The 25,610-nt window shown below is 73.3% G+C and carries 22 protein-coding genes; 11 read left to right on the forward strand and 11 right to left on the reverse strand.

The genetic code is table 11. The features are described 5' to 3' along the window. Positions 1-146: 146 nt before the first annotated feature. Complete coding sequence (locus A949_RS0122095; RefSeq protein WP_019358211.1) at positions 147-1,760, reverse strand: MFS transporter; 1,614 nt, start codon at positions 1,758-1,760, stop codon at positions 147-149. Between the two features lie 263 nt (positions 1,761-2,023). Here A949_RS0122095 and A949_RS0122100 point away from each other — a divergent pair, with 263 nt between their 5' ends. After that, a complete protein-coding gene (locus A949_RS0122100) occupies positions 2,024-2,929 on the forward strand; it encodes a phosphatidylinositol-specific phospholipase C (protein ID WP_037707236.1) in 906 nt (301 codons plus the stop codon). Positions 2,930-3,000: 71 nt separating this feature from the next. Here the strand turns inward: A949_RS0122100 and A949_RS0122105 are convergent, their stop codons facing one another. From A949_RS0122105 to A949_RS0122120, 4 genes are all read right to left on the reverse strand, one after another. Continuing rightward, entirely contained in the window at positions 3,001-4,443 is a 1,443-nt protein-coding gene (locus tag A949_RS0122105; RefSeq protein ID WP_019358213.1) for a GH1 family beta-glucosidase, read from the reverse strand. A 170-nt stretch (positions 4,444-4,613) separates the two neighbouring features. Then, entirely contained in the window at positions 4,614-5,510 is an 897-nt protein-coding gene (locus A949_RS0122110) for a carbohydrate ABC transporter permease (protein ID WP_037707245.1), read from the reverse strand. 10 nt (positions 5,511-5,520) lie between these two features. After that, positions 5,521-6,516 (reverse strand): carbohydrate ABC transporter permease, encoded by a 996-nt coding sequence (locus A949_RS0122115; protein WP_078534818.1) that lies wholly within the window; start codon positions 6,514-6,516, stop codon positions 5,521-5,523. Then, positions 6,497-7,825 carry an ABC transporter substrate-binding protein gene (locus A949_RS0122120; protein WP_019358216.1) on the reverse strand — a complete coding sequence of 443 codons (1,329 nt, stop codon included), beginning with the start codon at positions 7,823-7,825 and terminating at the stop codon, positions 6,497-6,499. The genes A949_RS0122115 and A949_RS0122120 overlap by 20 nt, the downstream gene beginning before the upstream one ends. A 275-nt stretch (positions 7,826-8,100) precedes the next feature. Between A949_RS0122120 and A949_RS0122125 the strand changes: the two genes are divergently transcribed. Next, entirely contained in the window at positions 8,101-9,207 is a 1,107-nt protein-coding gene (locus A949_RS0122125; protein WP_019358217.1) for a LacI family DNA-binding transcriptional regulator, read from the forward strand. 169 nt (positions 9,208-9,376) lie between these two features. Then, complete coding sequence (locus A949_RS0122130) at positions 9,377-10,354, forward strand: DUF5996 family protein (RefSeq protein ID WP_037707247.1); 978 nt, start codon at positions 9,377-9,379, stop codon at positions 10,352-10,354. Positions 10,355-10,641: 287 nt separating this feature from the next. Here A949_RS0122130 and A949_RS0122135 read toward each other — a convergent pair whose 3' ends face one another. From A949_RS0122135 to A949_RS0122145, 3 genes are all read right to left on the reverse strand, one after another. Then, complete coding sequence (locus tag A949_RS0122135) at positions 10,642-10,947, reverse strand: hypothetical protein (RefSeq protein WP_063826275.1); 306 nt, start codon at positions 10,945-10,947, stop codon at positions 10,642-10,644. A gap of 240 nt (positions 10,948-11,187) precedes the next feature. Next, positions 11,188-11,382, reverse strand: a complete 195-nt coding sequence (locus A949_RS0122140; RefSeq protein WP_019358220.1) for a DUF1059 domain-containing protein — start codon at positions 11,380-11,382, stop codon at positions 11,188-11,190. 113 nt (positions 11,383-11,495) lie between these two features. Then, positions 11,496-12,218, reverse strand: coding sequence for a hypothetical protein (locus A949_RS0122145; protein WP_019358221.1), 723 nt, complete (start codon positions 12,216-12,218; stop codon positions 11,496-11,498). Positions 12,219-12,492: 274 nt separating this feature from the next. On the opposite strand from A949_RS0122145, the gene A949_RS0122150 reads away from it, so the two are divergent. The 4 genes from A949_RS0122150 (at position 12,493) to A949_RS0122165 (ending at position 16,547) form a co-directional block, all read left to right on the forward strand. Continuing rightward, a complete protein-coding gene (locus A949_RS0122150; protein ID WP_051019586.1) occupies positions 12,493-13,311 on the forward strand; it encodes an SGNH/GDSL hydrolase family protein in 819 nt (272 codons plus the stop codon). Between the two features lie 171 nt (positions 13,312-13,482). Beyond that, positions 13,483-14,400 (forward strand): NADP-dependent oxidoreductase, encoded by a 918-nt coding sequence (locus A949_RS0122155; protein WP_026004915.1) that lies wholly within the window; start codon positions 13,483-13,485, stop codon positions 14,398-14,400. Positions 14,401-14,803: 403 nt separating this feature from the next. Beyond that, entirely contained in the window at positions 14,804-15,976 is a 1,173-nt protein-coding gene (locus A949_RS0122160) for a cation diffusion facilitator family transporter (protein ID WP_019358224.1), read from the forward strand. Beyond that, positions 15,969-16,547, forward strand: coding sequence for a GNAT family N-acetyltransferase (locus A949_RS0122165; RefSeq protein WP_019358225.1), 579 nt, complete (start codon positions 15,969-15,971; stop codon positions 16,545-16,547). The genes A949_RS0122160 and A949_RS0122165 overlap by 8 nt, the downstream gene beginning before the upstream one ends. A gap of 55 nt (positions 16,548-16,602) precedes the next feature. On the opposite strand, the gene A949_RS0122170 is transcribed toward A949_RS0122165, so the two are convergent. Next, positions 16,603-17,955 (reverse strand): MFS transporter, encoded by a 1,353-nt coding sequence (locus A949_RS0122170; protein WP_019358226.1) that lies wholly within the window; start codon positions 17,953-17,955, stop codon positions 16,603-16,605. Between the two features lie 420 nt (positions 17,956-18,375). On the opposite strand from A949_RS0122170, the gene A949_RS0122175 reads away from it, so the two are divergent. Beyond that, positions 18,376-19,254, forward strand: coding sequence for an SAM-dependent methyltransferase (locus A949_RS0122175; protein ID WP_019358227.1), 879 nt, complete (start codon positions 18,376-18,378; stop codon positions 19,252-19,254). Between the two features lie 257 nt (positions 19,255-19,511). Beyond that, complete coding sequence (locus A949_RS34190) at positions 19,512-21,764, forward strand: HelD family protein (protein ID WP_051019588.1); 2,253 nt, start codon at positions 19,512-19,514, stop codon at positions 21,762-21,764. 32 nt (positions 21,765-21,796) lie between these two features. Here A949_RS34190 and A949_RS0122185 read toward each other — a convergent pair whose 3' ends face one another. Further along, on the reverse strand, positions 21,797-22,492 hold the full coding sequence (locus A949_RS0122185) for a Crp/Fnr family transcriptional regulator (RefSeq protein ID WP_237735879.1): 696 nt from the start codon (positions 22,490-22,492) through the stop codon (positions 21,797-21,799). A gap of 24 nt (positions 22,493-22,516) precedes the next feature. Here A949_RS0122185 and A949_RS0122190 point away from each other — a divergent pair, with 24 nt between their 5' ends. Together A949_RS0122190 and A949_RS0122195 are read left to right on the forward strand one after the other, a co-directional pair. Next, the gene (locus A949_RS0122190; RefSeq protein WP_019358230.1) at positions 22,517-22,810 is read left to right on the forward strand and encodes a YciI family protein; all 294 of its coding nucleotides are present in this window, start codon (positions 22,517-22,519) and stop codon (positions 22,808-22,810) included. Positions 22,811-23,088: 278 nt separating this feature from the next. Beyond that, the gene (locus A949_RS0122195) at positions 23,089-24,573 is read left to right on the forward strand and encodes an alanine/glycine:cation symporter family protein (protein WP_019358231.1); all 1,485 of its coding nucleotides are present in this window, start codon (positions 23,089-23,091) and stop codon (positions 24,571-24,573) included. A gap of 59 nt (positions 24,574-24,632) precedes the next feature. On the opposite strand, the gene bla is transcribed toward A949_RS0122195, so the two are convergent. Then, complete coding sequence (gene bla, locus A949_RS0122200) at positions 24,633-25,550, reverse strand: class A beta-lactamase (protein WP_019358232.1); 918 nt, start codon at positions 25,548-25,550, stop codon at positions 24,633-24,635. Between the last annotated feature and the right edge of the window lie 60 nt (positions 25,551-25,610).

Below are 25,610 nucleotides of genomic sequence, written 5' to 3' on the forward strand. Positions count from 1 at the left end.
GACGGTTCCGCGCCGACGAACTTACGCGCGTCGCGCTCCCTCGCCGGGCAACGGCGGACCTCCCGGGTGTGGCCGACCGCACTGATGGGCGGTCAACCCAGGTGGCCGTGCCGCACGTACGGACGGGGACCGACCGCGGACACTCCCTAGGACGGTGCCGAGTCCGACGGTCCCGGGCCCGGCGGGCGATCGCTCCGCCGGGCCGATGACGGAGCCGAGACCGGGGCGGGGGCAGGCCGGAGCGGTGTGCCCGCCAGCGGGCACTCGTACGGGCAGGGCTCCGCCGGGCCGGGCGGGCGCTCCTCGGCGGCCCGCTCCGGCACGGAGGCGGGAGCCAGGACGTCGCGCCGGATCGTCGCGAAGGCGAGAAGTCCGCCGGCCACCGCCAGGCCCGCCGTGATGAGCATGGCGGTCCGGAAGCCGGCCGCGAGAGCGCGCGGGTCCTGGAAGTCGCTGCCGCCGATCCCGGCGAGCACGGGCAGCGCGGCGACGGCCGCGAGCTGGGCGACGCGGGAGACGGCGTTGTTGACGCCCGACGCCACGCCCGAGTGTTCCGCGGGCGCCGCCGCCAGGGCGGTCGCGGTCACCGGTGCGACCGTGGTGGCCAGGCCCAGTCCGAAGACCAGCACGGCGGGCAGCACCGCGGCGGAGTAGCCGCCCACGCCGCTCTCGCCCACCTCGATCCGCAGCATCAGCAGCATGCCGGCCGCCAGCAGCATCGGACCGACCGTCAGCGGGATGCGCGGGCCGATGCGCTGGGCCAGTGCACCGGCCCGCGAGGAGAGGGCGAGCATCAGCAGGGTCACCGGCAGGGACGCCGCACCCGCGTACAGCGGTGTGTAGCCGAGGGAGGTCTGCAGGAAGACGACGAGCAGGAAGAAGACGCCGCCCAGCGCGGAGTACACCACGAAGGTGACGGCGTTCGCGCTGAGGAACTGGGGGGCCGTGAAGACGCCCGGGGGCAGCATGGGGCTGGGCGCACGGCGCTCGGTGCGGGCGAACCCGGCCAGGGCGGCGAGACCGAGGACGAGAGCGGCGCCGGTGAGCCAGCCGGGCGCCGCGCCGCGCGGCCCCTCGATCAGTGCGTAGGTGACTCCGCCCAGCCCCAGGGTCGCCAGCCCCGCGCCGGACACGTCCAGTCGTCCCGTCGCGGCGGGGTCGCGGCTCTCCGGGACCCGGCGGGCGGTGACCGCGACGACCACGAGCCCGATCGGGACGTTGATGAGGAAGATCCACCGCCAGGAGAAGGCGTCGATGAGGTAGCCGCCGACGATCGGACCGAGCGCCGAGGCCACCCCGGTGAGCGCGGACCAGGCGCCGATCGCCGCGGGACGGTCGGCGGAGCGGTAGGTCGACTGGATGATGGCCAGACTGCCGGGGGTGAGCAGCGCGGCGCCGACGCCCTGCAAGGCTCTGGCCAGGATGAGGATCCCGGCGGTCGGCGCCAGCGCGCACAGCACGGAGGGGATCATGAAGCAGACGACCCCGAGGGTGAACACCCGCCTGCGCCCGTAGCGGTCGGCGAGCGAGCCGCCGAGCAGGATCAGCGCGGCGAGCGTGAGCAGGTAACTGTCGAGCACCCACTGCAGATCCGACACACCGGCACCGATGTCCCGCCCGATCACGGGCAGCGCCACGTTGACGACGGTCGCGTCGAGGAAGCCCATGGCCGAGCCCAGGACGGTCGCCACCAGCACCCACCGGCCGGTGGCCGACCGGAAGGGGACGGCGCCGGGTGCGGTGTCCTGGTGCGCCTCCATGGTCCCTCTCCCGACTCCCGTACCCGCCTGCCGTCCCGGCGATCGTACGGCGGTCGGCGGCGGTTCCCGGTCAGGCGCCCCGGCGCCGGCCGGCCGCGCCCGGGGTGCCCGGCGGGGCGGCCGCGGACAACCGGCCGCATGTCGTGGTTCCGTCACAGCAGGGCCGGTGAACGGTCACCGCTCCCGAGGCGCCCTTCCGCCGCTCCGCACGCTCGACCATGATGTGCGCGGACACCGACACGGACCGACGGGGGGATTCGTACATGGACAGGCGGGGATTTCTCAGGGGCGCGGCCGTGCTGCCGGCGGCCGGGGTGCTGGCCTCCGCGGCCGGCGGCGTCGCCGTGGCGCAGAGCGGAGCCCGGGCGCGCACCCCGCGGCGGGCCGGCCCGCAGGACTGGATGGCGCCGCTGCCGTCCGCCACCCCGCTGCGCTCGCTGACCATCCCCGGCAGCCACGATTCGGGGGCGCGGCACGGCGGCGCCTGGGTGGAGTGCCAGGACACGCCGATCGGCGAGCAGTTGGCGGCCGGCATCCGGTTCCTGGACGTGCGCTGCCGGGCCATCGACGGGGTGTTCGCCATCCACCACGGCGCGTTCTACCAGCATCTGATGTTCGGTGACGTGCTCATCGCCTGCCGGGACTTCCTCGCCGAGCATCCCGGCGAGACGGTCCTGATGCGGGTGAAGCAGGAGTACTCGTCGGTGGGCGACGAGGAGTTCCGCCGGATCTTCGACGTGTACCTGGACGAGAAGGGATGGCGCTCCCTCCTGCGGCTCGGCGGCACGCCGCCCACCCTGGGCGAGGCGCGCGGCAAGGTCGTGGTCCTCGCCGACAACGGCGGTCTGCCCGGCGTCCGGTGGGCCGATCCGGAGCTCTTCGACGTCCAGGACGACTACCAGGCCGAGCCGTTCGCCAAGTGGGACAGGATCACCGAGCAGTTCCGCCAGGCGGCGGACGAACCCGGCCCCTGGTACGTCAACTTCACGAGCACCGCCGCCGGGCTGCCGCCCGCCTGGAACGCGGACCGGCTCAACCCGCAGGTGCGGAAGTTCCTCGACGGCTCCGGAATGGCCGGGCGTACCGGTCTCGGCATCATCCCGATGGACTTTCCGCAGTCCGAGCCGGGGCTCCTCGAAGCCGTCCTCGCGCACAATCCGACGAGCTGAGTCCGCCCCCGCGGGGAGCGGCGGCCGCAGGCCGGCGCTCCCCGCGGACGGGGCCACCACAAGGGTGCGGGTCACTCCGGCGGCAGCTCCCCCGAGCGGGCCACCCGCGCGTACCAGGCGGCGCTGGACCTGGGGGTGCGGCGCTGCGTCGGGTAGTCGACGTGCACCAGCCCGAAGCGCTTGTCGTAGCCCCAGGCCCACTCGAAGTTGTCCAGCAGCGACCAGGTGAAGTAGCCCCGCACATCGGCGCCCTCCTCGACGGCCCGGTGCACGGCCCGCAGATGGCGCTGGAGGTAGCTGACCCGCTCCGGGTCGTGGAACCGGCCCTCGGCGTCCGGCGCGTCGGGGTAGCAGGCCCCGTTCTCGGTCACGTACAGCGGCGTCCCGGGCGCCTCCCGGTGGAAGCGGAGCAGCAGTTCGGTCAGACCGCCGGGGTCGATGCTCCAGCCCATCGCCGTCCGGCTGCCCGGCGGCTGATGGAAGGCGACCCGGTCGGCGCCCGGCCAGGGGGAGTGCGCGCTGCCGCCGTGCCCGTCGTTGCGCTCGGGTTCGGTGCCGGCCGGGGCGGCGGAGACGACGGTCGGCGTGTAGTAGTTCACGCAGATCCCGTCGAGCGGCTGGTGGGCGAGGGCCGGGTCGCCGTCCCGGACGAAGGACCAGTCGGTGAGCTGCGCCGTGTCCTCCAACAGGTCCGTGTCGTACCTGCCGTGCAGCATCGGCCCGGTGAAGACCCGGGTGGCCAGCGCGTCGATGCGGCGGGCGGCGTCGCGGTCGGCCGGGGTGCCGGTGCGCGGGCGCACCGCCGCCGGGTTCAGGCTCACACTGATCTGCGCGGAGTCGGGGAGGGCCGCGCGCAGCGCCTGCACGGCGAGCCCGTGCCCGAGGTTGAGGTGGTGCGCCGCCCGCAGCGCCTCGACCGGGTCGGTGCGGCCGGGCGCGTGCACCCCGGACCCGTAGCCGAGGAACGCGCTGCACCACGGCTCGTTGAGCGTGGTCCACATCTGCACCCGGTCGCCGAGCGCCTCGGCGACCAGGCCCGCGTACTCCGCGAAACGCTGGGCGGTCTCCCGCGCCGGCCAGCCGCCCTCGTCCTCCACCTCCTGCGGCAGATCCCAGTGGTAGAGGGTGAGGAGCGGGGTGATGCCCGCGCCGAGGAGCTCGTCGACCAGCGCCCGGTAGAAGTCGAGCCCGCGCTGCGCCGCGGGGCCGCGTCCGGTGGGCTGGACCCGCGGCCAGGAGACGGAGAACCGGTAGGCGCCCAGGCCCAGTTCGCTCATCAGCGCCACGTCCTCCCGGTAGCGGTGGTAGTGGTCGCAGGCCACGTCCCCGGTGTCGCCGCCGGCCACCCGGCCGGGGGTGTGTGCGTAGGTGTCCCAGATGGACGGGGTCCGTCCGCCCTCCCGTACGGCGCCTTCGATCTGGTACGCGGAGGTGGCGGCGCCCCACAGGAAGCCGCTCGGGAAATGGAGCGGGGCGGTGGTGTCCGTCGCCGAACCGGCCTGTACGGATGTCATAGGTGCGCTCCCGGGGTTGCGGGCACGGCTGTGCCCTGACTCGTGGTGAGGCGGGGTGGTGAAGGCGGGCGGAGGGTGGTGGAGCCGTGCGGGAGGCCGCCCCACACGGCCTCTCGCACGGCTCCGGTCCGTGCGGCCGGGTCCCACGGCCCGTCCCGCACGGTCTCGGGTCAGCCTTTGACGGCTCCCTGCATGACGCCGCCGACGATCTGCTTGCCGAACACGGTGAAGGCGAGCAGCAGCGGCAGGGTCCCCAGCAGGGCGCCGGCCATGATGACCGACTCGTCGGGGATGTATCCGCGCCCCAGGCCGGTCAGGGCGACCTGCACGGTGGGGTTGTCCTGGGTCAGCGCGATGATCGGCCAGAAGAACTCGTTCCAGGCCAGTACGAAGGTCAGCATCCCCAGTACGGCCATCGCGGGCCGGGCCACGGGGAAGACCACGTGCCAGACGACGCGCAGGCTGTGCGCACCGTCCACGCGCGCGGCCTCGATCAGCTCCGTCGGCAGCGCGTTGACCAGGTACTGGCGCATGAAGAAGACGCCGAAGGCGTTGACCATCATCGGCAGGATCACCGCCTGGAGCTGGTTGGTCCACTCCAGTTCGGCGATCGCCATGAACAGCGGCACCACGCTGAGCTGCGGCGGCACCATCATCGTGCCGATCACCGTCATCAGCAGCGCGTTCTTCGCGCGGAAGCGGAGCTTGGCGAAGGCGTAGCCGGCCAGCGTGGCGAACACGACGGTGCTCAGGGCGATGCTGCCGGCCACGAAGGTGGTGTTCAGCAGTGCCTTGCCCATGTTCGCGTCCTGCCACGCCGTGGCCATGTTGCTGAACAGGTTGCCGCCGAACCAGAACGGCGGCGGCGTCTCGGCCAGCCGCTGGTTGTTCCGGGAGGCGGCGATCGCCGTCCAGATCAGCGGGAAGAGCGAACCGGCGGTGAAGAGCAGCAGGATGGCGTAGGTCAGCCGTCCCGCGTGCAGGTGCCGTCCGGCACTGCCTGCCCTGCGGGGGGCCGCCCCGGTGCCCGCTCCGCGGGCGCGGCGCCGGGCCGTCGTCGGCAGCATGTCCATCCCTTCACTTGCCGGTGCTGTTGAGGCGTCGCGCGATCAGCCAGTTGACCAGGCCGATCACGATGAGGAGCAGGAACATCGTCCAGGCGATGGCGGAGGCCCGGCCGAGCTGGAAGTCGAACCAGCCCTGCTCGTAGAGGTAGAGCCCCAGCGTCTGGTACTGGTGCGAACCGCCGCCGGTCTGCGAGCCGCCGAACAGCAGCGGTTCCCCGAACAGCTGGGTGGCGCCGATGGTGGAGACGACCACCGTGAACAGGATCGTCGGTCGCAGGGCGGGGATCGTGACGTGCAGGAACTGCTGCCACCGGTTGGCCCCGTCCAGTGCCGCGGACTCGTAGAGGTCGTCCGGGACGGCCTGCATGGCGGCCAGGTAGATCAGCGCGTTGTAGCCCGTCCACCGCCACACGACGATGGAGGAGACGGCCAGTTGGGAGGTCCAGGTGCCGTTCTCCCAGTCGATGTGCTCGATGCCGAGCAGTCCGAGACCCCAGTTGATCATCCCGTAGTCGCGGCCGAAGAGCATCGTGAACACCAGCGTCGCGGCGGCCACCGAGGTGGCGTAGGGCGTGAGCATCGCGACGCGGAAGAAGGTGGACCCGCGCAGCCGGTAGTTGAGCAGGTGCGCCAGGCCCAGGGCCATCAGGAGCTGCGGCACGGTGGACAGGACGCCGATGGTCAGGGTGTTGCGCAGCGCGTTCCAGAAGAAGTCGTCCTCCAGCAGTCTGGAGAAGTTGTGCAGCCCGACCCACTCCATCCGGGTCGGGTCGTGCAGCGAGACCTTGTGCAGCGAGGCCCAGCCCGTGTACAGCAGCGGGAAGAGGCCGAACGCCGCGAAGAACACGAAGAACGGCGCGACGAACGCGTAGGGGCTGAACCGGGCGTCCCACCGGTGGCGCCGCCGGCCGCGGCGCTCCGGGGAGCGCTCGCGGCCGCCGTCCGCCGGGACGGGGCGCCCGGCCTCCCGCACGCGGGGGAGCGGCTCAGTCCTCGACGACGTCATCGATCTTCTTCACCGCGGCGTCCCAGCCCTCCTGGGGCTTTTTGCCCTGCTGCTCCACCTGGAGGATGCCGATGTCGGAGATCGTCGTCTTGATCACCTGGTCCTTCGGCCCGAGCGGGGTGGTGGGGATGCCCTCGGCGGCCTCGGAGAAGATGCTCCCGATGGGCGCGTCGTCGAAGTACGGGTGCTTCGCTTCCTTGACCTCGGGCAGTGCGTAGGCCGCCTGCGAGCTGGGGAAGCTGGCCTGCTTCTCGAACAGCTTGGCCTGCTGCTCGGGTGCGGTCAGCCACTTGGCCAGCTCGACGGCCTCCTCGCGGTGCTTGCCGCCCTTGGGGACGGTCAGGAACGAGCCGCCCCAGTTCGCGGGCCTGGGCGCCGCGGCCACGTCCCACTTGCCCGCGCCCTTGTCCCCGGCCTTCTCCTTGATGTAGCCGAGCATCCAGGGCGGGCAGACCACACTGGCGAAGTCCCCGTTGGCGTAGCCCTGGTCCCACTCCTTGTCGAACTGCTTGAGCTTGCCGGTCATGTCGCCCTCGATCGCGCGCATGGCCAGGTCCCAGGACTCCCGGACGCCCTCGCTCTTCTTGTAGACCAGCTTGCCGTCGGCGCTGTAGTACTTGACCGGATAGCTGGAGACCGCGCCGTTGTAGAGGCCGGCTGCGCCGTCCATGAAGGCGGTGCCCTCGGGTGCGGACTTCATGTACTCGGCGCCGGCGTCGACATACTTCGACCAGTCGCCCTGCCACAGCTTGCCGACCTTCTTGCGGTCGGTGGGCAGTCCCGCCTTCGCGAACAGGTCCTTGCGGTAGCAGACGCCCATCGGGCCGATGTCCGTGCCGAGGCCCACGACCTGGCCGCTGTCGGCCTTGGCCTGGTTCCACTTCCACCCGAGCCAGTCGGACTTGCGTATCCCCTCGACCTTCGCCATGTCGACGAGCTTGTCCGCGTGCAGCCCGGCGACCTCGTTGATGTTGTCGACCTCGACGGCCTGGATGTCGCTCAGTCCGCTGTTGGCGGACAGGTGGTTGAGCAGGGCCGGGTAGTAGTCCTCGTTCCGTTCGGTGGAGTTCTCCTTGATCCGGATGTCCGGGTGGAGCTTCTCGTACTCGTCGTAGAGGCCGGCCTGCTTGTAGCCGAAGACCCCGAACACCCCGACCGAGAGGGTGGTCCTGCCGTCCTCGCCGCCGGAGCCGCCGCTGTCCTGGGCGCACCCGGTCAGCGCGCCCGCCCCCAGTACGGCCGCCAGGCCGCAGGCGAGGGGCCCGCTGCGCAGCGGTCGCCCCGTGGTTCTCTTCCTGGTCGTACGCATGGCTGTGCCGTCCCTCCCGGACCTGCGAAAGCGGGAAGCGCTGGAATGGGAGCGCTCCCATCGATGCGTTGCAGCATGTGCGAGGAACAGAGCCGCGTCAAGGGATCTGACAAGGGAGCGCTCCCGGAGCCCGGGAGCGGGCGGATGTAGTTGAATGGGCCCGACACGTGGGGCCCGCTCCCACGGGTGGCAGCCCGTCGCACGGCGGCGCGGCGGCCGCCCGGCAGGTGGTGGAACGGGCACCCGCAGGGCCCGGGAACAAGGAGGACGCGTCCATGCCAGCAGCCCGCGCGGACGGCGCCGGGAAATCCGGGCCGACCCTGGAACAGGTCGCCGCGCGTGCGGGCGTGGGGCGGGGAACCGCCTCCCGGGTCATCAACGGCTCCCCCCGGGTCAGCGAACGCACCCGCAGCGCGGTCCAGGCCGCCGTGGCGGAACTGGGCTACGTCCCCAACCGTGCCGCGCGGGCACTGGCGGCCGGAAGCATGGACGCCATCGCGCTCGTCGTCCCGGAGCAGGAGAACCGCCTGTTCGCCGAGCCCTACTTCTCCGAGATCCTGCGCGGGGTCAGCGCCGAACTCGGGGACACGGACATGCAGCTCCTGCTCACCCTCATCCGCGACCAGCGCGGACGCGAGCGCTTCGCCCAGTACGCGGCGGCGCACCGGGTGGACGGCGTCCTGCTGGTGTCCGTGCACGGCGACGATCCGCTGCCCGACCAGCTGCGGGAAGTCGGCATGCCCGCGGTGCTCGGCGGCCGCCGCTCCCATGCCGAGCAGCTGCCCTACGTGGACTCCGACAACCTCCTCGGCGCCCAGCTCGCCGTCGAGCACCTGATCGGCCGCGGACGGCGGAAGGTCGCCACCATCACCGGGCCGCCGGACATCTACGGGGCCCGCTGCCGGCTGGCGGGCTACCACGCGGCGCTCCGCGCGGCCGGACGGGAGGGCGCCCCGCCGCCGCACGTGGCGGACGGCAACCGCTGCGCGGACGGCCCCCTGGTCGCGCAGGGCGACTTCACGGAGGAGGGCGGGCACCGTGCCATGCGGGAACTGCTGGCCCGCGACCCGGAGGTGGACGCGGTCTTCTGCGCCTCGGACGTGATGGCCGCCGGAGCGCGGCTGGCGCTGCGCGAAGCCGGGCGGGACGTTCCCGAGGACGTGGCCCTGGTCGGGTTCGACGACTCGGCCGTGGCACGGCACATGGACCCGCCGCTGACCACCGTGCGGCAGCCCATCGAGGAGATGGGGCGCGCCATGGTCCGGATGCTGCTGGAGCTGATGGCGCGCGCCCAGCAGGATCCGCCGCGCACCGCGCCCGCCGCCGGGCGGCAGCCCCACCTGGTGCTCCCCACCGAGCTGATCCGGCGCCGCTCCTCCTGAACCCCGCCGCGGGGCCGTTCCCCGGTCACCCCGACCCGCCCCGTCACCGAGCAGGCACCCGGTGTGGCGTGCCGACGGCCCGCGCGGCGCCGTCCGGTCCCCGAGTTGTGGGCCCGCCGGAGCGGACCCACCATCGGTGGGGAACGCCGAATCCGGCGAGGAGGTGGCGATGACAGAGCTGACGACGTCGCACAGCCGTGGCGCCTGGCCCCGGCTCCGGGTGGCGGACTGGACCGGGACGCGGGACACCCTCCACATGTGGACCCAGATCATCGGCAAGATCCGGCTGGCCCACGCGCCCCTGGTCAACCACTGGTGGCAGGTGACGCTCTACGTCACCCCCAGCGGGCTCACGACCTCCACGATTCCGCACGGCACCGGGGCGTTCGACATCGAATTCGACTTCGTCGACCACTCCCTGCGGATCCGCACCAGCGACGGAGCCGCCCGCCGGGTGCGTCTGGAGGCGAAACCGGTCGCGCAGTTCTACGAGGAGACGATGCGGGCCCTGCACGAGGTGGGAGTCCGCACCCCGATCCAGCCCCGGCCCAACGAGGTGGAGCAGGCGATCCCGTTCCCCGAGGACACTGTGCACGCCTCCTACGACCCGGAGGCCGCCCAGCTCTTCTGGCGCCAGCTCCTGCAGGCGCAGCGCGTCCTGGGGCAGTTCCGCTCGCGCTTCGTGGGCAAGGTCAGCCCCGTGCACTTCTTCTGGGGAGCCATGGATCTGGCCTGCACCCGGTTCTCGGGCCGCTCGGCCCCGCCCCACCCGGGCGGCGCACCGCACTGCGGGGACTGGGTGATGCTGGAGGGCTACTCAAGGGAGTTGAGCAGCTGCGGCTTCTGGCCGGGCGGCGGTGCGGAAGGGGCGTTCTACGCCTACGCCTACCCGGAGCCGGACGGCTTCCGGGAACATCCGGTGCTTCCCGGCGATGCCTTCTACAGCGAGCAGAACGGCCAGTTCCTGCTCCCGTACGAGGCGGTCCGCACCGACCCCGAGCCCGACCGGGTGCTGACCGACTTCCTGCAGACCACCTACGAGGCGGCGGCCGTGCACGGCGACTGGAACCGCGCCGAACTCGAGGACGATCCGCACCGCTGGGACGCGCAGGAGCGGTCGCTGTCCGTGGAGGCGCGGTCCGGCTGACCGCCGTCCGGTTCGCAGCTCCCGTCCGGCGCGGAGGAACCGCCAGGTGCCCCCGCGCCGGACGGGTTCCATCCGCGCCGTGAGCCCGCCGCTGCCCCGACGGCCCGCCGTCCGCCTCCGCGGCACCCCGCTCCGGTGCGGACCGCGTCCGGTGCCGGCTGCGGGCGCGCACCCGGTCACGGGCAGCGCCGCCCACAACCGGGGCCGGGTCCTGTTCGGTTCAGGCCGCTGCGGCAGCAGCGTCCGAGCAGCACATACGGCGGGCCCGGGTCCGGGGAGGCGAGTCCTCAGCCTGCGAGCGGGGGCTCCCCGCCCGAATCCGCGTCGGACGACTGCTGCGCGTCGGTTCCGTGGAACTCCGGGTCGATGGCGTTGGCCGCGCCGAGCGCGGTGAGGATCCAGGCGTCTTCCCGCGTCCGGAGCCGTGCCGCCTCTCGGTGCGCCAGTGCGGCCTCCAGCTCGTCCAGCGCGGTGTCCAGCCTGGCGCTGTCCTTGCCTACCGACGCGTCGCGCACGCGCTGCCGAGCTTCCTGCACACCCGCGTCGGCGTCCGCATAGAGGGTGTCGAGCTCGGATTGTTTCGGGTCAGACATATGTCCAGCGTACGCGCCGCCGTTCGGGTCCGACGCACGGCCATGGCGCACGCCGCCCGCACCGCCGCTCTTCGCCCGATCGCCGTCGGGCCGGAGGCGCTGCCCGGCGGCACCGGGGCGCGTCAACCGGCGACGCCGCCGTAGGGGCGGACCTCGGCCGGCGAACGGAGCTGTCGGCTGCCACGCCCGCCGGCGTCGGAACTCCGGGGCCCCGACGCCGGGTCGTGCGGGAGCGGGCGCTCAGGCAGCTTGCGGCGTCCTCTCGTCCTTGAGCATCCCGCGCACCTCTTCGCGCAGTTCCGGGGTGTCGGTGTGGCCGTGGACGGAGGCCGCGTGCTCGGCCGCTGCCCGGACCACCTCGTCCTCCTCACCGGCGATGGTGAGGGTGCAGTTCGATTCGCTCGGGTAATCCCTGCAGTCCGCGACCTTGCGCATCGCAGGCACCTTCCTTCGATCCGGGAGCCGGATACCTCTCGTCTCCAGGGTCGCGCGGCGGACCGGGGCAGGCAAACCTCTCCGGCACCGAGTGCGCGGGGGCGAGTGGTGCGTCACGGCTGCGGAGTGCGGGCCACGTAGACGGTGTTGGCCGAGGTGCCGCCCAGCACCGGATTGTCGAACCGGACGGTGTGCGCCTCGGCGTCCTGGAAGACCTCGCCGAGGGCGGAGAGGAAGCGCTCGTCCGGCGGATCGTCGGACCACAGCGCGAACACTCCGCCGGGGTGCAGATGGCGGGCCAGCCGGCGCAGTCCGGCGGGCTCGTACAGCGCCGCGTTGCCCGGCCGCAGGACATGCCGCGGGGAGTGGTCGATGTCCAGCAGGACGGCGTGGAAGAGCCGGTGTGCGGAGTCGGGGTCGAAGCCCTGCGGGCTCTCCGCGAGCGCGAAGAAGTCGCCGTGCACCAGGCGGCACCGGGTGTCCGGGGCCAGCCGGGCGCCCGCCGGTACCAGCTCCCGCTCGTGCCACCCGATCACCGCCTCGAGCGCCTCGACCACCAGGAGTGAGCGCACCCGCGGGTCCCGGGAGGCGGCCTCGGCCGTCCAGCCCAGGCCGAGCCCGCCCACGACGACGTCCAGCTCGTGCCCGGGCGCCGCGGCGAGGCCGAGCCGGGCGAGTGCGACCTCTCCCTCGGTGAAGAGGCTGGACATGAGGAAGTCGTCATCGAGCTTGACCTCGTACACGTCCGTCCCGGAGGACGGGTCGCGGCGCCGCCGCAGACTGATCTCCCCCAGGTCCGTCGGCTGCCAGTCGAGCTCTTCGAATCGCGCGCTCATCGGGCCAACCTATCCCGCGCGGGGAGCGGATCGAGATCACCCGGCGCACTGGGACAGGAGGTACGGGCGCGCGGAACGCCGCCGCGGAGCCCCGGGACCGGGCCGAGTACGCCGGCTACGGCACGTAGGCCACCGTCACCGGACTGAACGAGCAGCGCCGACCTGCACGTGCGCCTCGCCGGGCAGCTCGCCGAGGCCCACTGAACTGCGCCGGGCGCCCCGCGGGGGTCCGGCGACCCCCCCGCGGGTGCGCGCACCCATCCGCCCTGATGAAATGCATATCGTGACAGGTGCGGCAGGAAAGTGGTCATCGGATACGGCACCCTCTATCACCTCCTACGCGGCGATCGGGGACAGTTTCACCGAAGGGGTCGGCGACCCGGGGAGCGACGGAGTCTTCGTCGGCTGGGCCGACCGGCTCGCCGTGCTCCTGGCCGAACGGGACCCGGGCGCCTTCCGTTACGCCAACCTGGCCGTGCGCGGCCGGCTGCTCGGCCGGATCGTCGCCGAGCAGGTGCCCCGGGCCGTGGAACTCGCCCCCGACCTGGTGACGTTCTGCGCGGGAGGGAACGACGTCCTGCGCCCCGGCTCCGATCCCGACGCCCTCGCCGCCCGGTACGAGTCCGCGCTGGCCGACCTCCTCCCGTCCGTCGGCACCGTGGTGGTCTGCACGGGCTTCGACACCCGCGAGTTCCCGCTGCTGCGCCATCTGCGCGGCAGGATCGCGACGTACAACGGCCACCTGCGCGCGATCGCCGACCGGCATGGCTGTCCGGTGCTCGACCTGTGGTCGCTGCGGGCGGTCCAGGACCGCAGGGCGTGGGACGAGGACCGGCTGCATCTGTCCCCCGAGGGGCACCGGCGGGTCGCCGCGCGGTGTGCCGAAGTGCTGGGCCGCAGCCCCGCCGTCCGCTCCGACGCGCCCTGGCCGGAGGCCGCCGACCTGCCCGGTTCGCGGCGGGGCGACGACCTCCACTGGGCCCGCCAGTACCTGCTGCCGTGGATCGGGCGCCGGCTGCGCGGCGAGTCCTCCGGTGATCATGTTCAGGCCAAGCGGCCCGACCTTCTCCCGCTGCACACCTCCCAGCGGTAGCCCGCGCCCGGCCGCGGTGGGGGAGCGGTGGGTGTGCGGATCAGCGCGCCGGGTCAGAAGTGGAGTACGGGACACCGGGGTACTCCTGTGATCCGGTACGCACCCGTACCCACCGGGAACGAGCGAAAGGGAGCGGTGACCATGACCAACGGCGACTCCGACGCCGAGACGATGCATGCGATGACCTACGACCGGTTCGGCGGTCCGGAGGTGCTGTCCGCGACCCGGCAGCCGCTGCCCAAGGTCGGGCCGGGGGAGGTGCTGGTCCGGGTGCGCTGCGCGGCGGTCAACCCCGTGGACTGGAAGATCATGGGGGGCGGTCTCCAGGGCATGATGGACACCGTCTTCCCCGTCGTGCCGGGCTGGGACGTCGCGGGTGTCGTCGAGCGGGTCGGCATCGACGTGCCCGAGTTCTCCGCGGGCGACGAGGTGATGGCCTACGCGCGCAAGGACTACGTGCACGGCGGCACCTTCGCCGAGTTCGTCACCGTTCCGGTGCGGTGCCTGGCCCGCCGCCCGAGCACGCTGTCCTGGCAGCAGGCGGCGGGACTGCCGCTGGCCGGGCTCACGGCGTACCAGGCACTCACCCGGCTCGGCACCCGCGAGGGCGAGACGGTGCTGATCCACAACGCGGCCGGGGGAGTGGGTTCGCTCGGGGTGCAGATCGCCCTCGCGCTCGGCGCCCGCGTCATCGGCACGGCCTCTCCCGCCAACCACGACCGGCTGCGCGCGCTCGGCGCCGAGCCGGTCGCCTACGGCGACGGACTCACCGAGCGGATCAGGGCCGTCGCGCCGGAAGGCGCCGACGTGGTCGCCGACTTCGTCGGCGGCGTCCTGGACACCACGCTGGAAGTCCTGGCCGACGGCGGCAGGCACGCCTCCATCGCGGACAACACGGTGCTGGAGAAGGGCGGCCAGTGGATGTGGGTACGCCCCAGCGGCGACGACCTGACGGTCCTGGCCGGATGGGCCGACGAGGGCCGGCTGTCCGTACGGGTGGCGGACGTGTTCCCCCTCGCCCGGCTGGCCGACGCGTTCGAGCTCAGTCAGTCGGGCCATGTGCACGGGAAGATCATCGTGACCCCGTGACCCCGTGACCCCGTGACCCCGTGACCCCGTGACCCCGTGACCCCGTGACGCCGCGGACGGCGTCCCTCTTCCGGGACGCGGCCGGGTGGCAGGCGTCTCCGTCGGGTCGCCTGTCACCCGGGGCCGCCGGTGTTCCCGGCGACCCCGGCGGGGCTCGGCCACGACAGGGACACCGGCGCCGGCCGCGGCCTCGTCTCCGACATGCTCGGCGACGTCCACCGCCACCCGGGCGGGAACCACGCGCGGAGGGTGGCCCGCGGTCGTTCCGGGGCGGGGCACGCGCACCGGCCGGGGCCTGTCTCCCGCACCTGCTCCCCGTGATCAATTGCGCGGCGCTCGCACCTGGTCGGGGACGGTAGGACGGCAATAGCCGCAATCGGTTCCGTGTGCCACGGTGGCCCTCATGGAGGGGCGAGAGCACGACCGCGCGCACGAACACCACCACGGACACGGACCCGGCGGACATCACCACCGGCACGGGCCCGGCTCCCGCGGGCACGGCCACGGAGACCACGCCGGACCCGGCGCCGGATCCCGCCACCCACCGGCCGCCTCCCACGCGGTCCGGCTGCGCCGCCGCTGGACCCATCTGCTCACCCCGCACAGCCACGAAGCGGCGGACAAGGTCGACGCGGCGCTGGAGACCTCCCGGGACGGGATGCGCGCCCTGTGGATCTCCCTCGCCGTGCTCGGGGCGACCGCCGTCGCCCAGGCGGTGATCGTGGTCCTGTCCGGGTCGGTGGCGCTGCTCGGCGACACACTCCACAACGCCGCCGACGCGCTGACCGCGGTGCCGCTCGGGATCGCCTTCGTCCTGGGGCGGCGGGCGGCCAACCGGCGCTATACCTACGGCTACGGCCGCGCGGAGGACCTCGCGGGCGTCGCCATCGTCCTCACGATCGCGGCGTCGGCCGTGCTGGCGGCGTGGACGGCGGTGGACCGGCTGCTCGACCCCCGCGAGGTCAGCCATCTGTGGGCGGTGGCCGCGGCGGCGCTGGTGGGCTGCGTCGGAAACGAGTGGGTCGCCCGCTACCGCATCCGCACCGGACGCCGGATCGGTTCGGCCGCTCTGGTCGCGGACGGACTGCACGCCCGCGCCGACGGCCTGACCTCGCTGGCCGTACTGCTGGGCGCGGGGGGTGCCGCCGTCGGATGGCAGGCGGCCGATCCCCTGGTCGGCCTGCTGATCACGGTCGGCATCCTGGTCGTGCTGCGGGACGCCGCCCGCGAGGTCTACCGGCGGCTGATGGACTCCGTCGACCCCGCGCAGGTCGCCGCGGCCGAGGCGGCGCTGCGCGCGGTGCCCGGGGTCCGCGACGCGGGGCGGGTGCGGATGCGCTGGATCGGTCATGTGCTGCGTGCCGAGGCCGATATCGTCGTCGACGCGGATCTGACGATCGTGTGCGCACACCGCCTTGCGGTGCGGGCCGAGCATGCCCTGATCCACGCGGTGCCCCGGCTCACGGCGGCCACGGTGCACATCGACCACACCCCGCTCGGCGACGATCCGCACGCCGAACTCGCCCATCACACCCACCGCCGGGCCCCGGCGGGGAAGGAATCGGCACGTGCCTGAGGATTCGAAGCCCCCGAGGCCGCGGAACGCCGGCCGCGGCGCCCCGGTTCTCGCACAGTTCACCGCCCGGGAGCAGGTCGGCCCCGCGACGCGCGAAGCGCTCGCCGGATGCTGGACGGACGTCACCAACGCCGGGGGAGCCGCGGGCTTCCCCTTCCCGCCGGTCGACCGTTCCGAGACCGGGCCGGCACTGGAGCGGATCGTCGACGCGCTGGCCCCGGACAGCTGCCGGCTGCTGGCCGCCGTCCGGGACGGCGAGCTGGTGGGGTGGCTCAATCTGCGGCGTGACCAGTTCGAACTGATCGCGCACTGGGGGACGCTGCACCATGTGCAGACCCATCCGAAGGTGCAGGGGCAGGGCTACGGCACGGCGCTGGTGCAGGAGGCACGCCGGGTCGCCCGCGAGGAGATGGGGCTGGAGCAGCTCCGGCTCGCCGCCCGCGCCGGGGTGGGACTGGAGGACTTCTACGGACGCCTCGGGTGGCGGGAGATCGGCCGCTGGCCGGGCGCCCTCCGGCTTGCCCCCGGGGACGACCGGGACGAGATCCTGATGCATCTCTCCCCGCTGTAGCCCCTGCGGCCCCGCCGTGGGCCCGGCCGTACTCCGCTGCGGGATCCCGGACCCGCTACCGGTCCGCCGTGTACCGCCAGAACGCGGGGACGGCGACGGCCAGGACCACGGTGGCGGCCACCACGGACAGGCCCCCGGCGACGACGGTGGGGCGGGTCCCGGCCGCCGCCCCCGCGGTGCCGTGCAGCAGATCGGCGAGGCGCGGCCCGCCGGCGACCACCACCGTGAAGACGCCCTGCATCCGTCCCCGCATCTCGTCGGTCGCCGCGGACTGCAGGATGGCGCCTCGGAAGACCATGGACACCATGTCGGCCGCGCCCGCGACGGCGAGTGCCGCTCCGGCCAGCCACAGCGGGCCGGACAGTCCGAACCCGGTGATCGACAGCCCCCACACCGCGACCGCGAGGACGACCATCACACCGTGCCGGTTCACCCGCGAGTAGAGCCCCGACAGCAGGCCGCACAGCAGCGCTCCCACCGGGATGGCCGCGTACAGCACCCCGAGCGCGGTGCCGCCTCCCTCCGCGCCGCCGAAGTCGAGTTGCGCCATCTGCGGGAAGAGCGCGCGGGGCATGCCCAGCACCATGGCGATGACGTCCGCCAGGAACGAGACGAGCAGCAGCCGCATCCGCACCAGGTACCGGAAGCCGTCGACGATGTCGGCGAGTCCGGCCCGCCGGGCCGCGGCCTTGAGCGGCGGCAGCGGAGGGAGTCGCCAGACCGCCCACAGTGCCACCAGGAGGGCCAGCGAGTCGCACAGGTACAGCGTCGGCAGACCCAGCACCGGCACCAGCGCACCGGCCAGCAGCGGCCCCACGATCTGCCCGAACTGGGCCACGGTGGAGGTGAGGGCGGTCGCGGCGGGGAGCTGTCCGGCGGGCACCAGGCGGGCGACCGAGGCGGTCCGGGTCGGCTGGTTGATCCCGAACAGCGCCTGCTGCACGGCCAGCAGCACCAGCAGCACGGTGACCGACCGTATCCCGGCGGCGGCCTGGGCCCAGAACAGCAGTGAGGTCACCGCGATACCGGCGTTGCTCAGCAGCAACAGCCTGCGGCGGTCCATCAGGTCGGCCACCGCACCGCCCCACAGGGCGAAGACGATCAGCGGCACGAGTGCGGCTCCGCCCGCCAGTCCGACGAGCGCCGAGGAGCCGGTGTCGTCGTAGATCTGCAAGGGCACGGCGACCGCCGTGAGCTGGCTGCCGATCGCGGTGACCACCGTCGAGGACCAGAGGCGCCGGAAGGGAGTCGTGCGCAGCGGCGTCGTGTCGACTGCGAACCGGCGCAGCCGGTGCAGCCGGCTGCCGCGTTCCGGTTCCGCTTCGGGGACGGGTTCCGGCGCGGGCGGCCCGCCCGGGTCCGTGGGCCCGGTACGCGGGTCGTCCTGACGCGGTGGTTCGGTGGGCACCGGCCGTTCTCCGTTCTCGGCAGGTGAGCCCCGTCCGGCGTACGCCGTCGCGCCACCTCGGCCGTTCGAGCAGGCAGAAGAGACGCGTTGGTTGACGTTAACGCTTACGGTCGCGGCTCGGACACCCGTGCGGGGCCGGGCCGCATGCGCGGAGCACGCTATGCGGCACCCCGTGCCGCGGTCAACCGGGGGTGACGGGGGCGACCGGGCGCGGCGGCTTCGGCGGCTCCCGGTGCCCCGTCGCCGTGCCCGGAAGCCGCCCACCGCTGCGGCGCCTCCGATGGCCGAGATGAGCCGTGACCGGCATCACACACTGGTTGCCTGTGGCTACCACCTTGTAGCGTCGCGCGCAGGCGCACACCGATGCGGCTGTGCGAACAGGCAGACCGAAGAGCTCTCCCGGGCGTAGGAGGTACCTCCGTGACGGCGGATCAGCAGTGGGACATCGTCTCCGGCGTGGGCGTGACGGCCCTGGCGGTCGCTGCCGGGCGGGCGGTCGAGACCGCCCGCACCGACGCGCTGATCGCCGATCCCTACGCGGCCGCCTTCGTGCGGGCCGCGCCCTCCACCGTGCCGTTTCCGCTCACCCCCGAGGAACTGCGGGAGCGGTCGGGGCCCGAGGAGCTGTGGGCGCTGATGAACGCCTATCTGGGGGTGCGCTCCCGGGTCTTCGACGATTTCCTCCTCGCCGCGGCGCGCGAGGGCGTACACCAGGTCGTCATCCTCGCCTCCGGCCTCGACACCCGGCCCTACCGGCTGGAGTGGCCCGAGGGCACCCGCTGCTTCGAACTCGACCAGCCCCTGGTGCTCGACTTCAAACAGGCCGTCCTGGCGCAGGAGGGTGTGCCGGCGGGCTGCCGGCACACCCCGGTGCCGGTCGACCTGCGCGAGGACTGGGCCACCGCACTGGACGGTGCGGGGTTCCAGGCGTCCCGGCCCACCGCATGGCTGGCCGAAGGACTGCTGCCGTATCTGCCGCCCGACGCCGAGGAGCGGCTGTTCAAGGAGATCGACCGGCTCTCCGCCCCCGGCAGCCGCCTCGCCGTCGAGTACATCCTCGATGTGGGTGCCGAGCTGAGCGACGAGCTGCTGCGCGACGGCGGCTCCGAACTGGGCGTCGACCTGCCCGCGTTGCTGCCCGAAGGGGAACGGCGCGGTCTGGCGGAGCAACTCTCCTCGCTCGGCTGGGAGCACGAGAGCCGCTCGGCGCACGAGTCCGCCCGCCGGCACGGCCGTCCGCTGGACCCCGCCCCGCCGTCGGCGGAGAAGATACGGCACGTCTTCGCCCACCGTCCCTGAACGCGCCGCCGCCCCGGAATCGGGCGCCGCCCCGGACGAGGGTGCCCGGCGCCGGAACAGGACCGGCCTGCGGGCGCCACTCCACCGGGTGCGCGGTGACCGCGGATCCCCGGTACCGCGTTGCGGGCCGGGGATCTTCTTGGTTAAGCTCCGGATTTCTGTGTGCGCACACAGAAAAAGCCCTCCGTGGAGGGCTGTCGACCAAGAATGAGATTACCGGGCAGGGAGCCGTTTTGTCAAACCGGGGAAGTGCGGAACTGCAGCACGAGCAGCAATACCTCGACCGCCTTTACACGCGGGTCGACGCACTGCGCGGGCGGACCGCCTCGGCCGTCCGGGAGGCGCAGCAGCCCGAGGGCAGCACCCAGCAGGCGCGCGTCGAGCGGGACGTGCGGGTCGCGGAGCGCTCCGGGCTGCTGGCCGCGCTCGACGCCGTGGACGGCTCCCTGTGCTTCGGCCGGATCGACCGCACCGACGGAGCGTCCCACCACATCGGCCGCATCGGCATCCGCGAGGACGACACCGAACGCACCCCGGTCCTCATCGACTGGCGCGCCCCGGTGGCCCGCCCCTTCTACCTCGCCACCGGCCACACCACCATGGGCCTGCGCAGGCGGCGGCACCTCACCACCCGGGGCCGCACCGTCACCGAGATCCACGACGAACTGCTCGACCTCGGGGACGAGGAGCGCACCGGCCACGAGGACCCGACCGGCGACGCCGTCCTGCTCGCCTCGCTCGACGCGGCCCGCACCGGCCGGATGAACGACATCGTGCGCACCATCCAGGCCGAGCAGGACCGCATCATCCGGGCACCGCACCGCGGCGTGCTCGTCGTCGAGGGCGGCCCCGGCACCGGCAAGACCGCCGTCGCGCTGCACCGGGCCGCGTTCCTGCTCTACGAGCACCGCGAGTCGCTCGCCAGGCGGGCCGTGCTGATCGTCGGCCCCAACCCGGCGTTCCTCGCCTACATCGGCGAGGTGCTGCCCTCGCTCGGCGAGACCGGCGTGCTGCTGTCCACCCTCGGTGAGCTCTACCCCGGCCTGACCGCGCACGGCACCGACACCCCCCGCGCCGCCGTGGTCAAGGGCCGCGAGGAGATGGCGGAGGCCCTGCGGCTCGCCGTCCGCGACCGGCAGCAGGTGCCCGAACCGGGCGAGCCGCTCGTCGTCCCGCACGACGACGGCGACCTGGTCATCGACTGGCACCTGGCCGACGAGGCCCGGGAGGCCGCCCGCGCCACCCGGCTCCAGCACAACCTGGCCCGCCCGCACTTCGCCTTCCGGGTGCTGGACGCGCTCACCGCGCAACTCGTCGAACGCATCGGCACCGACCCCTACGGCGGCCCCAACCTGCTGGGCGCCGACGACGTCGCGCAGCTCGGCAAGGCGATCGCCGCCAACCCGGGCGTGCACGCGGCGATCGGCGACCTGTGGCCCGAGCTGGCCCCCGAGGAGTTCGTCGCCGACTACCTGGCCGACCCCGTGCACCTGGAGGAGCACGAGGCCGAGGCGATCCGCCGCCCGGTCACCGAGCCCGCGGACTGGACCGAAGCGGACGTGCCGCTGCTGGACGAGGCCGCCGAGCTGCTGGGCGTGGACGACAGCGCGCAGCGGGCGGCGGCCGAGGCCGAACGCCAGGAGCGCATCGCCTACGCGGAGGGGGTGCTGGAGGTCGCCCGCGGCTCGGAGTCGTACGAGTTCGAGGACGCCGAGTCGGAGATCCTCGGCGCGCACGACATCGTCGACGCCGAGCGGATGGCCGAGCGCCACGAGGAGGCCGACCACCGCACGGCCGCCGAGCGCGCCGCCGCCGACCGCACCTGGGCCTTCGGGCACATCGTCGTGGACGAGGCGCAGGAGCTCTCGCCGATGGCCTGGCGGCTGCTGATGCGCCGCTGCCCGACCCGCTCCATGACCCTGGTCGGCGACCCGGTGCAGACCGGGGAGGAGGCCGGTGTCGGCTCCTGGGACGAAATCCTCCGCCCCTGGCTCGGGGACCGCTGGGAGCACACCCGGCTCGGAGTCAACTACCGCACCCCGGCCGAGATCATGGAGCTCGCGGCCGCCGTCGTACGCGAGCGGCGCCCCGGTTTCGCGCCGCCTTCCTCCGTCCGTTCCACGGGCACCCGTCCCTGGGCCCGGCAGGTGCGGGACGAGGACCTGCCCGCGGCGGTCGCCGAGTCGGCGGCAGCGCGGATCCCCGAGGAGGGGCGCCTCGCGGTGATCGCCCCCCGCCGCCTGCACGAGGCGCTCGCCGCCCGGCTGCCCGGGGTCGTCGCGGGCGGTGAGCCCGACCTCACCCGGCATCTGGTGCTGCTCGCCCCCCGGCAGGCCAAGGGTCTGGAATTCGACCGGGTGCTGGTGGTCGAGCCCGGCGAGTTCGGCACCAGCGACCTGTACGTCGCGCTGACCCGGGCGACGCAGAGCCTCGGCCTGCTGCACGCGGCACCCCTGCCCGCGCCGCTGGCCGAGGTGCTGGACGGCGACGAAGCGGCGGGCCCGGCCTGACCCCGGAGCCGGTCACCCGCGGGGTGAGCCCCTCACCCCCGGGCGCGGAGCGCGAGCAGCTCCGGCGCGAGAAGGACGAGGACACTGCCCCGGATCTCGACCAGCCCGTCCCGCCTCAGGCGGGCCAGCGCACGGTTCACGGTGACGCGGGTCACGCCCAGCAGGTCGGCCAGTGCCTGCTGGCCGCCGGGCAGCGGTACGCGCGTACCCGGCGCGGTGGCGGCCTGCTCCAGCAGCCAGGCCGCCACCCGGGCCTCCGCGGGCAGCGTGGCCGCCGCGATCAGCCGCTGCTGCTGCCGCCTGGCGTCGTCGGCGAGCACGCGCAGCACATGGGTGCGCATCTGCGCCGTGCCGTCGACCAGTTCGAGGAACCGCGTCCGCGGCAGGTGCCGCAGGGCACAGGGGGCGAGCGCGGTGAAGGTGGCGGTGTGCCCCGCTCCGTCGATGACGGCCACCTTGTCCAGTGCGCAGGGCGCCGCCCACTCCCCGAAGCGGACCACGCGGCCCGTCCGCGTCGTCGTGGCGGCGGCGACCCGTCCCCGGAGCAGCAGCAGGAGATGGGCGGCGGGGTCGCCGGCCCGGCGCAGAGCCGTTCCGGCGGCTGCCGTGTGCGGACGCGCCTCGCGCCACAGCCGCCGCAGGGTGTCGTCCGGAAGGGAGGCCAGCAGCGGCACCTGCGCCAGCGAACGCCACTGCCCGGCTGCAGCAGTTGATACAGACTCGGTCACGCCTGCGACCGTACCGTCCGCGGCATGTTGATTCTCGAACTCGCCTTCACCGATGCCCCCGAGCGCCTCGCGGCCCGTCCGGCGCACCGGAAGCAGCTCGCCGACCTGCACGCACGGGGCAAGCTCGTGGCCGCCGGCCCCTGGACGGACGACAGCGGCGCGGCGCTGATCCTCGATGTGTCCCGCCGCGAACTGGACGTCCTCCTGTCCGCCGATCCGTACTACCGCACGCCGGGAGTCCGGGTGGTGAGCGTCCGCGCATGGGCGCCGGTCGTCGGGCCGGCCGCGCCGGGAGCGGGGGGCGGGTCCGTGGAGTGAGGCCCTCGTCGTGACGGTGCGTGCACGTGGCGCGGCACCTCGCACCCGCCGGCCGCCCCGGACGCGCACCCCGCCGCGTGACCCGGCTCTCGCCGGTGCTCGAATACCGCTGTGCCGCGGGGTGCGCAAGCCCTCCGACACGGGGTGTGAGGCAGGGCACACCGTTGAGCGCTGCGGGCCGTCCGGGGTGACAAGTACGCTACGGAAGATTTTTACGGAACTTGTCCCCCCCCGGTCGGCGCCCCGTGCGCCGACCGTGATCTTCCCGAGGACGCCGCGTGGATTCGCTCAACTCCCTCATCCTCGACGTCAACGACGTCTTCTGGACCTATCTCCTCATTCCCCTGGTGGTAGGTGCCGCGCTGTACTTCACGCTCCGTTCCCGGGGGGTGCAGCTGCGGCTGCTGCCCGAGATGGTGCGGGTGCTCGGCGACAAGGCGCAGCCGGGGCCCGACGGCCGCAAGCAGGTGTCGTCGTTCGGGGCCTTCACCATCTCCGCCGCGGCCCGGGTGGGCACCGGCAACGTCGCGGGTGTGGCCGCGGCGATCACCGCGGGCGGGGCCGGCGCGGTCTTCTGGATGTGGGTGATGGCGCTGCTGGGCGCCTCGTCCGCGTTCGTGGAGGCGTCTCTCGCGCAGCTGTACAAGGTGCGCAACCGGGACAAGGACGGCAACGCGTCCGGCACCTACCGGGGCGGCCCCGCCTACTACATGCAGCGCGGCCTCAACAAGCGTTGGCTGGGCGTGGTCTTCGCGGTCGTCATCACGCTGACCTTCAGCTTCGTCTTCAACACCGTGCAGTCCAACACCATCGCCTCGGTCACCAAGGGCTCCTTCGGCGACGACTTCCCCGCGGCCGGCGCGGGCATCGCCGTCATGGTGCTGCTGGGCCTGGTGATCTTCGGCGGCGTCCGGCGGATCGCGACGGTGACCCAGCTCGTCGTCCCCGTGATGGCCGTGATCTATCTGCTGCTGGGCCTCGCGGTGGTGATCCTCAACATCTCCGACGTGCCGCGGGTCTTCGCGGACATCGTGGGCGGTGCCTTCGGCTTCCGCGAGGTGGCCGGCGGCGCGGTCGGTGCGGCGATCCAGCAGGGCATCCGCCGCGGCATGTTCTCCAACGAGGCCGGCCTGGGCTCGGCGCCCAACGCCGCCGCGACGGCCGAGGTCTCGCACCCGGTCAAGCAGGGCCTGGTGCAGACCCTCGGGGTCTTCTTCGACACGCTGCTGATCTGCTCGATGACCGCCTTCGTCATCCTCACCACCAATCCTTCGCTCTCCGAGCGCGGCGGTGCGGACCTGACGCAGTCCGCTCTGGAGGACTCCCTCGGCGGCTGGGCCGGGCACGTGCTGACGCTGGTCGTCTTCCTGCTCGCCTTCTCCACCCTGATCGGCAACTACTACTACGGCGAGTCCAACCTCCAGTTCATGACGGGTGCCAAGGGCCGCCGCTGGGTGCTGCCCGGCTTCCGCATCCTGGTGCTGGGCTCCGTGTTCGCGGGCGCGCTCGGCTCGGTGGACGTGGTCTGGAACCTCGCGGACGTCTTCATGGGCAGCATGGCGCTGGTCAACCTGGTGGCGATCCTGCCGCTGTCGGCCATCGCGTGGAAGCTGCTGGACGACTACCGCGCCCAGCGCCGCCAGGGCCTGGACCCGACCTTCGTCCGGGACCGGCTGCCGGAGCTCCCCGGCGAGATCGAGTGCTGGGAAGGCGAGCGGGCCGCGTCGGCGGAGACCGCCAAGGCTTCCGCCGAGGAGCGCTGAGCCGCACCGGCGCCGTCCGGGGCCCCGCGGAGGGACGACCCTTCGCGGCCCCGCCGCGTTCAGGTCAGCTCGTCCGCGACGACCGAGGCCGCGTCGGCCACCAGCCTGTCGTCGTACTCGGCGTCCCGCTCCGTGCGCCTGGACATCACGGTGACCACGAGCGGCGCTCCGCCGGGCGGGCGGACGACGGCGATGTCGGAGCGGGTGGCGTGGCGCCCGCCCCCGCTCTTGTCGGACACGGTCCACTTCTCGGGGACCCCGGCCCGGATCAGGGTCTTCCCGGTGGGACTGTTCCGCATCCAGTCGTCGAGCTGGGCCTGCTCCTTCCGGTTCAGGCCGTCACCGAGTGCGACGGCGCGCAGGTCGGCGGTCCATGCCCGCGGTGTGGTGGTGTCCCGGTCGTCGCCGGGTGCCGCCTCGTTCAGCTCCGGTTCGTAGCGGTTCACGTTGGTCACGTCGTCGCCGAGTTTCTCGAGGAAGGCGTCCAGCGCCTTGGGCCCGCCCAGTTCGCGCAGCAGCAGGTTGTCCGCGGCGTTGTCGCTCTGCCGCAGGGCCGCCGCGCACAGCGCCCGCAGCGTCATCCCCTCCTCGACGTGCTCGCGGGTGACGGGGGAGTGGGGGAGCAGGTCCTCCTTCCGGTAGGTGATCACCTTGTCGAGGCCGCTCAGCGACCGCTTGTCCAGGATGGCGGCGGCGGTGAACGCCTTGTGCGTCGAGGCGTAGGCGAACCGCTCGCCCGCGTGGAAGGAGATCTCGCGGCCGGTGCCGGTGTCCACGGCGTGTACGCCGAGCCGGGCGTCGTACTTGCGCTCCAGCTTCCGGAACGCGGCGGCGGTCTCGTGCCGCGCGGACCGGGACGCCGCGGGCTCGGCGGAGGACTCCGCGCGGTCGTCGGTGCCGCAGGCCGGCAGCGGCAGGACGAGCGCGAGCGGACCGAGGACGCTGAGAGTGCCGCGCCGGGCTGAGGTCGTGCGCATGGGTGGTCGATACCTCCGACTGTCCGGAACCTGATTCCCCGGGCCGGTGAGGGCCCGGGT

Origin of the sequence: Streptomyces sp. AA1529 (assembly GCF_000280905.1) — a bacterium.
Lineage (GTDB): Bacteria > Actinomycetota > Actinomycetes > Streptomycetales > Streptomycetaceae > Streptomyces.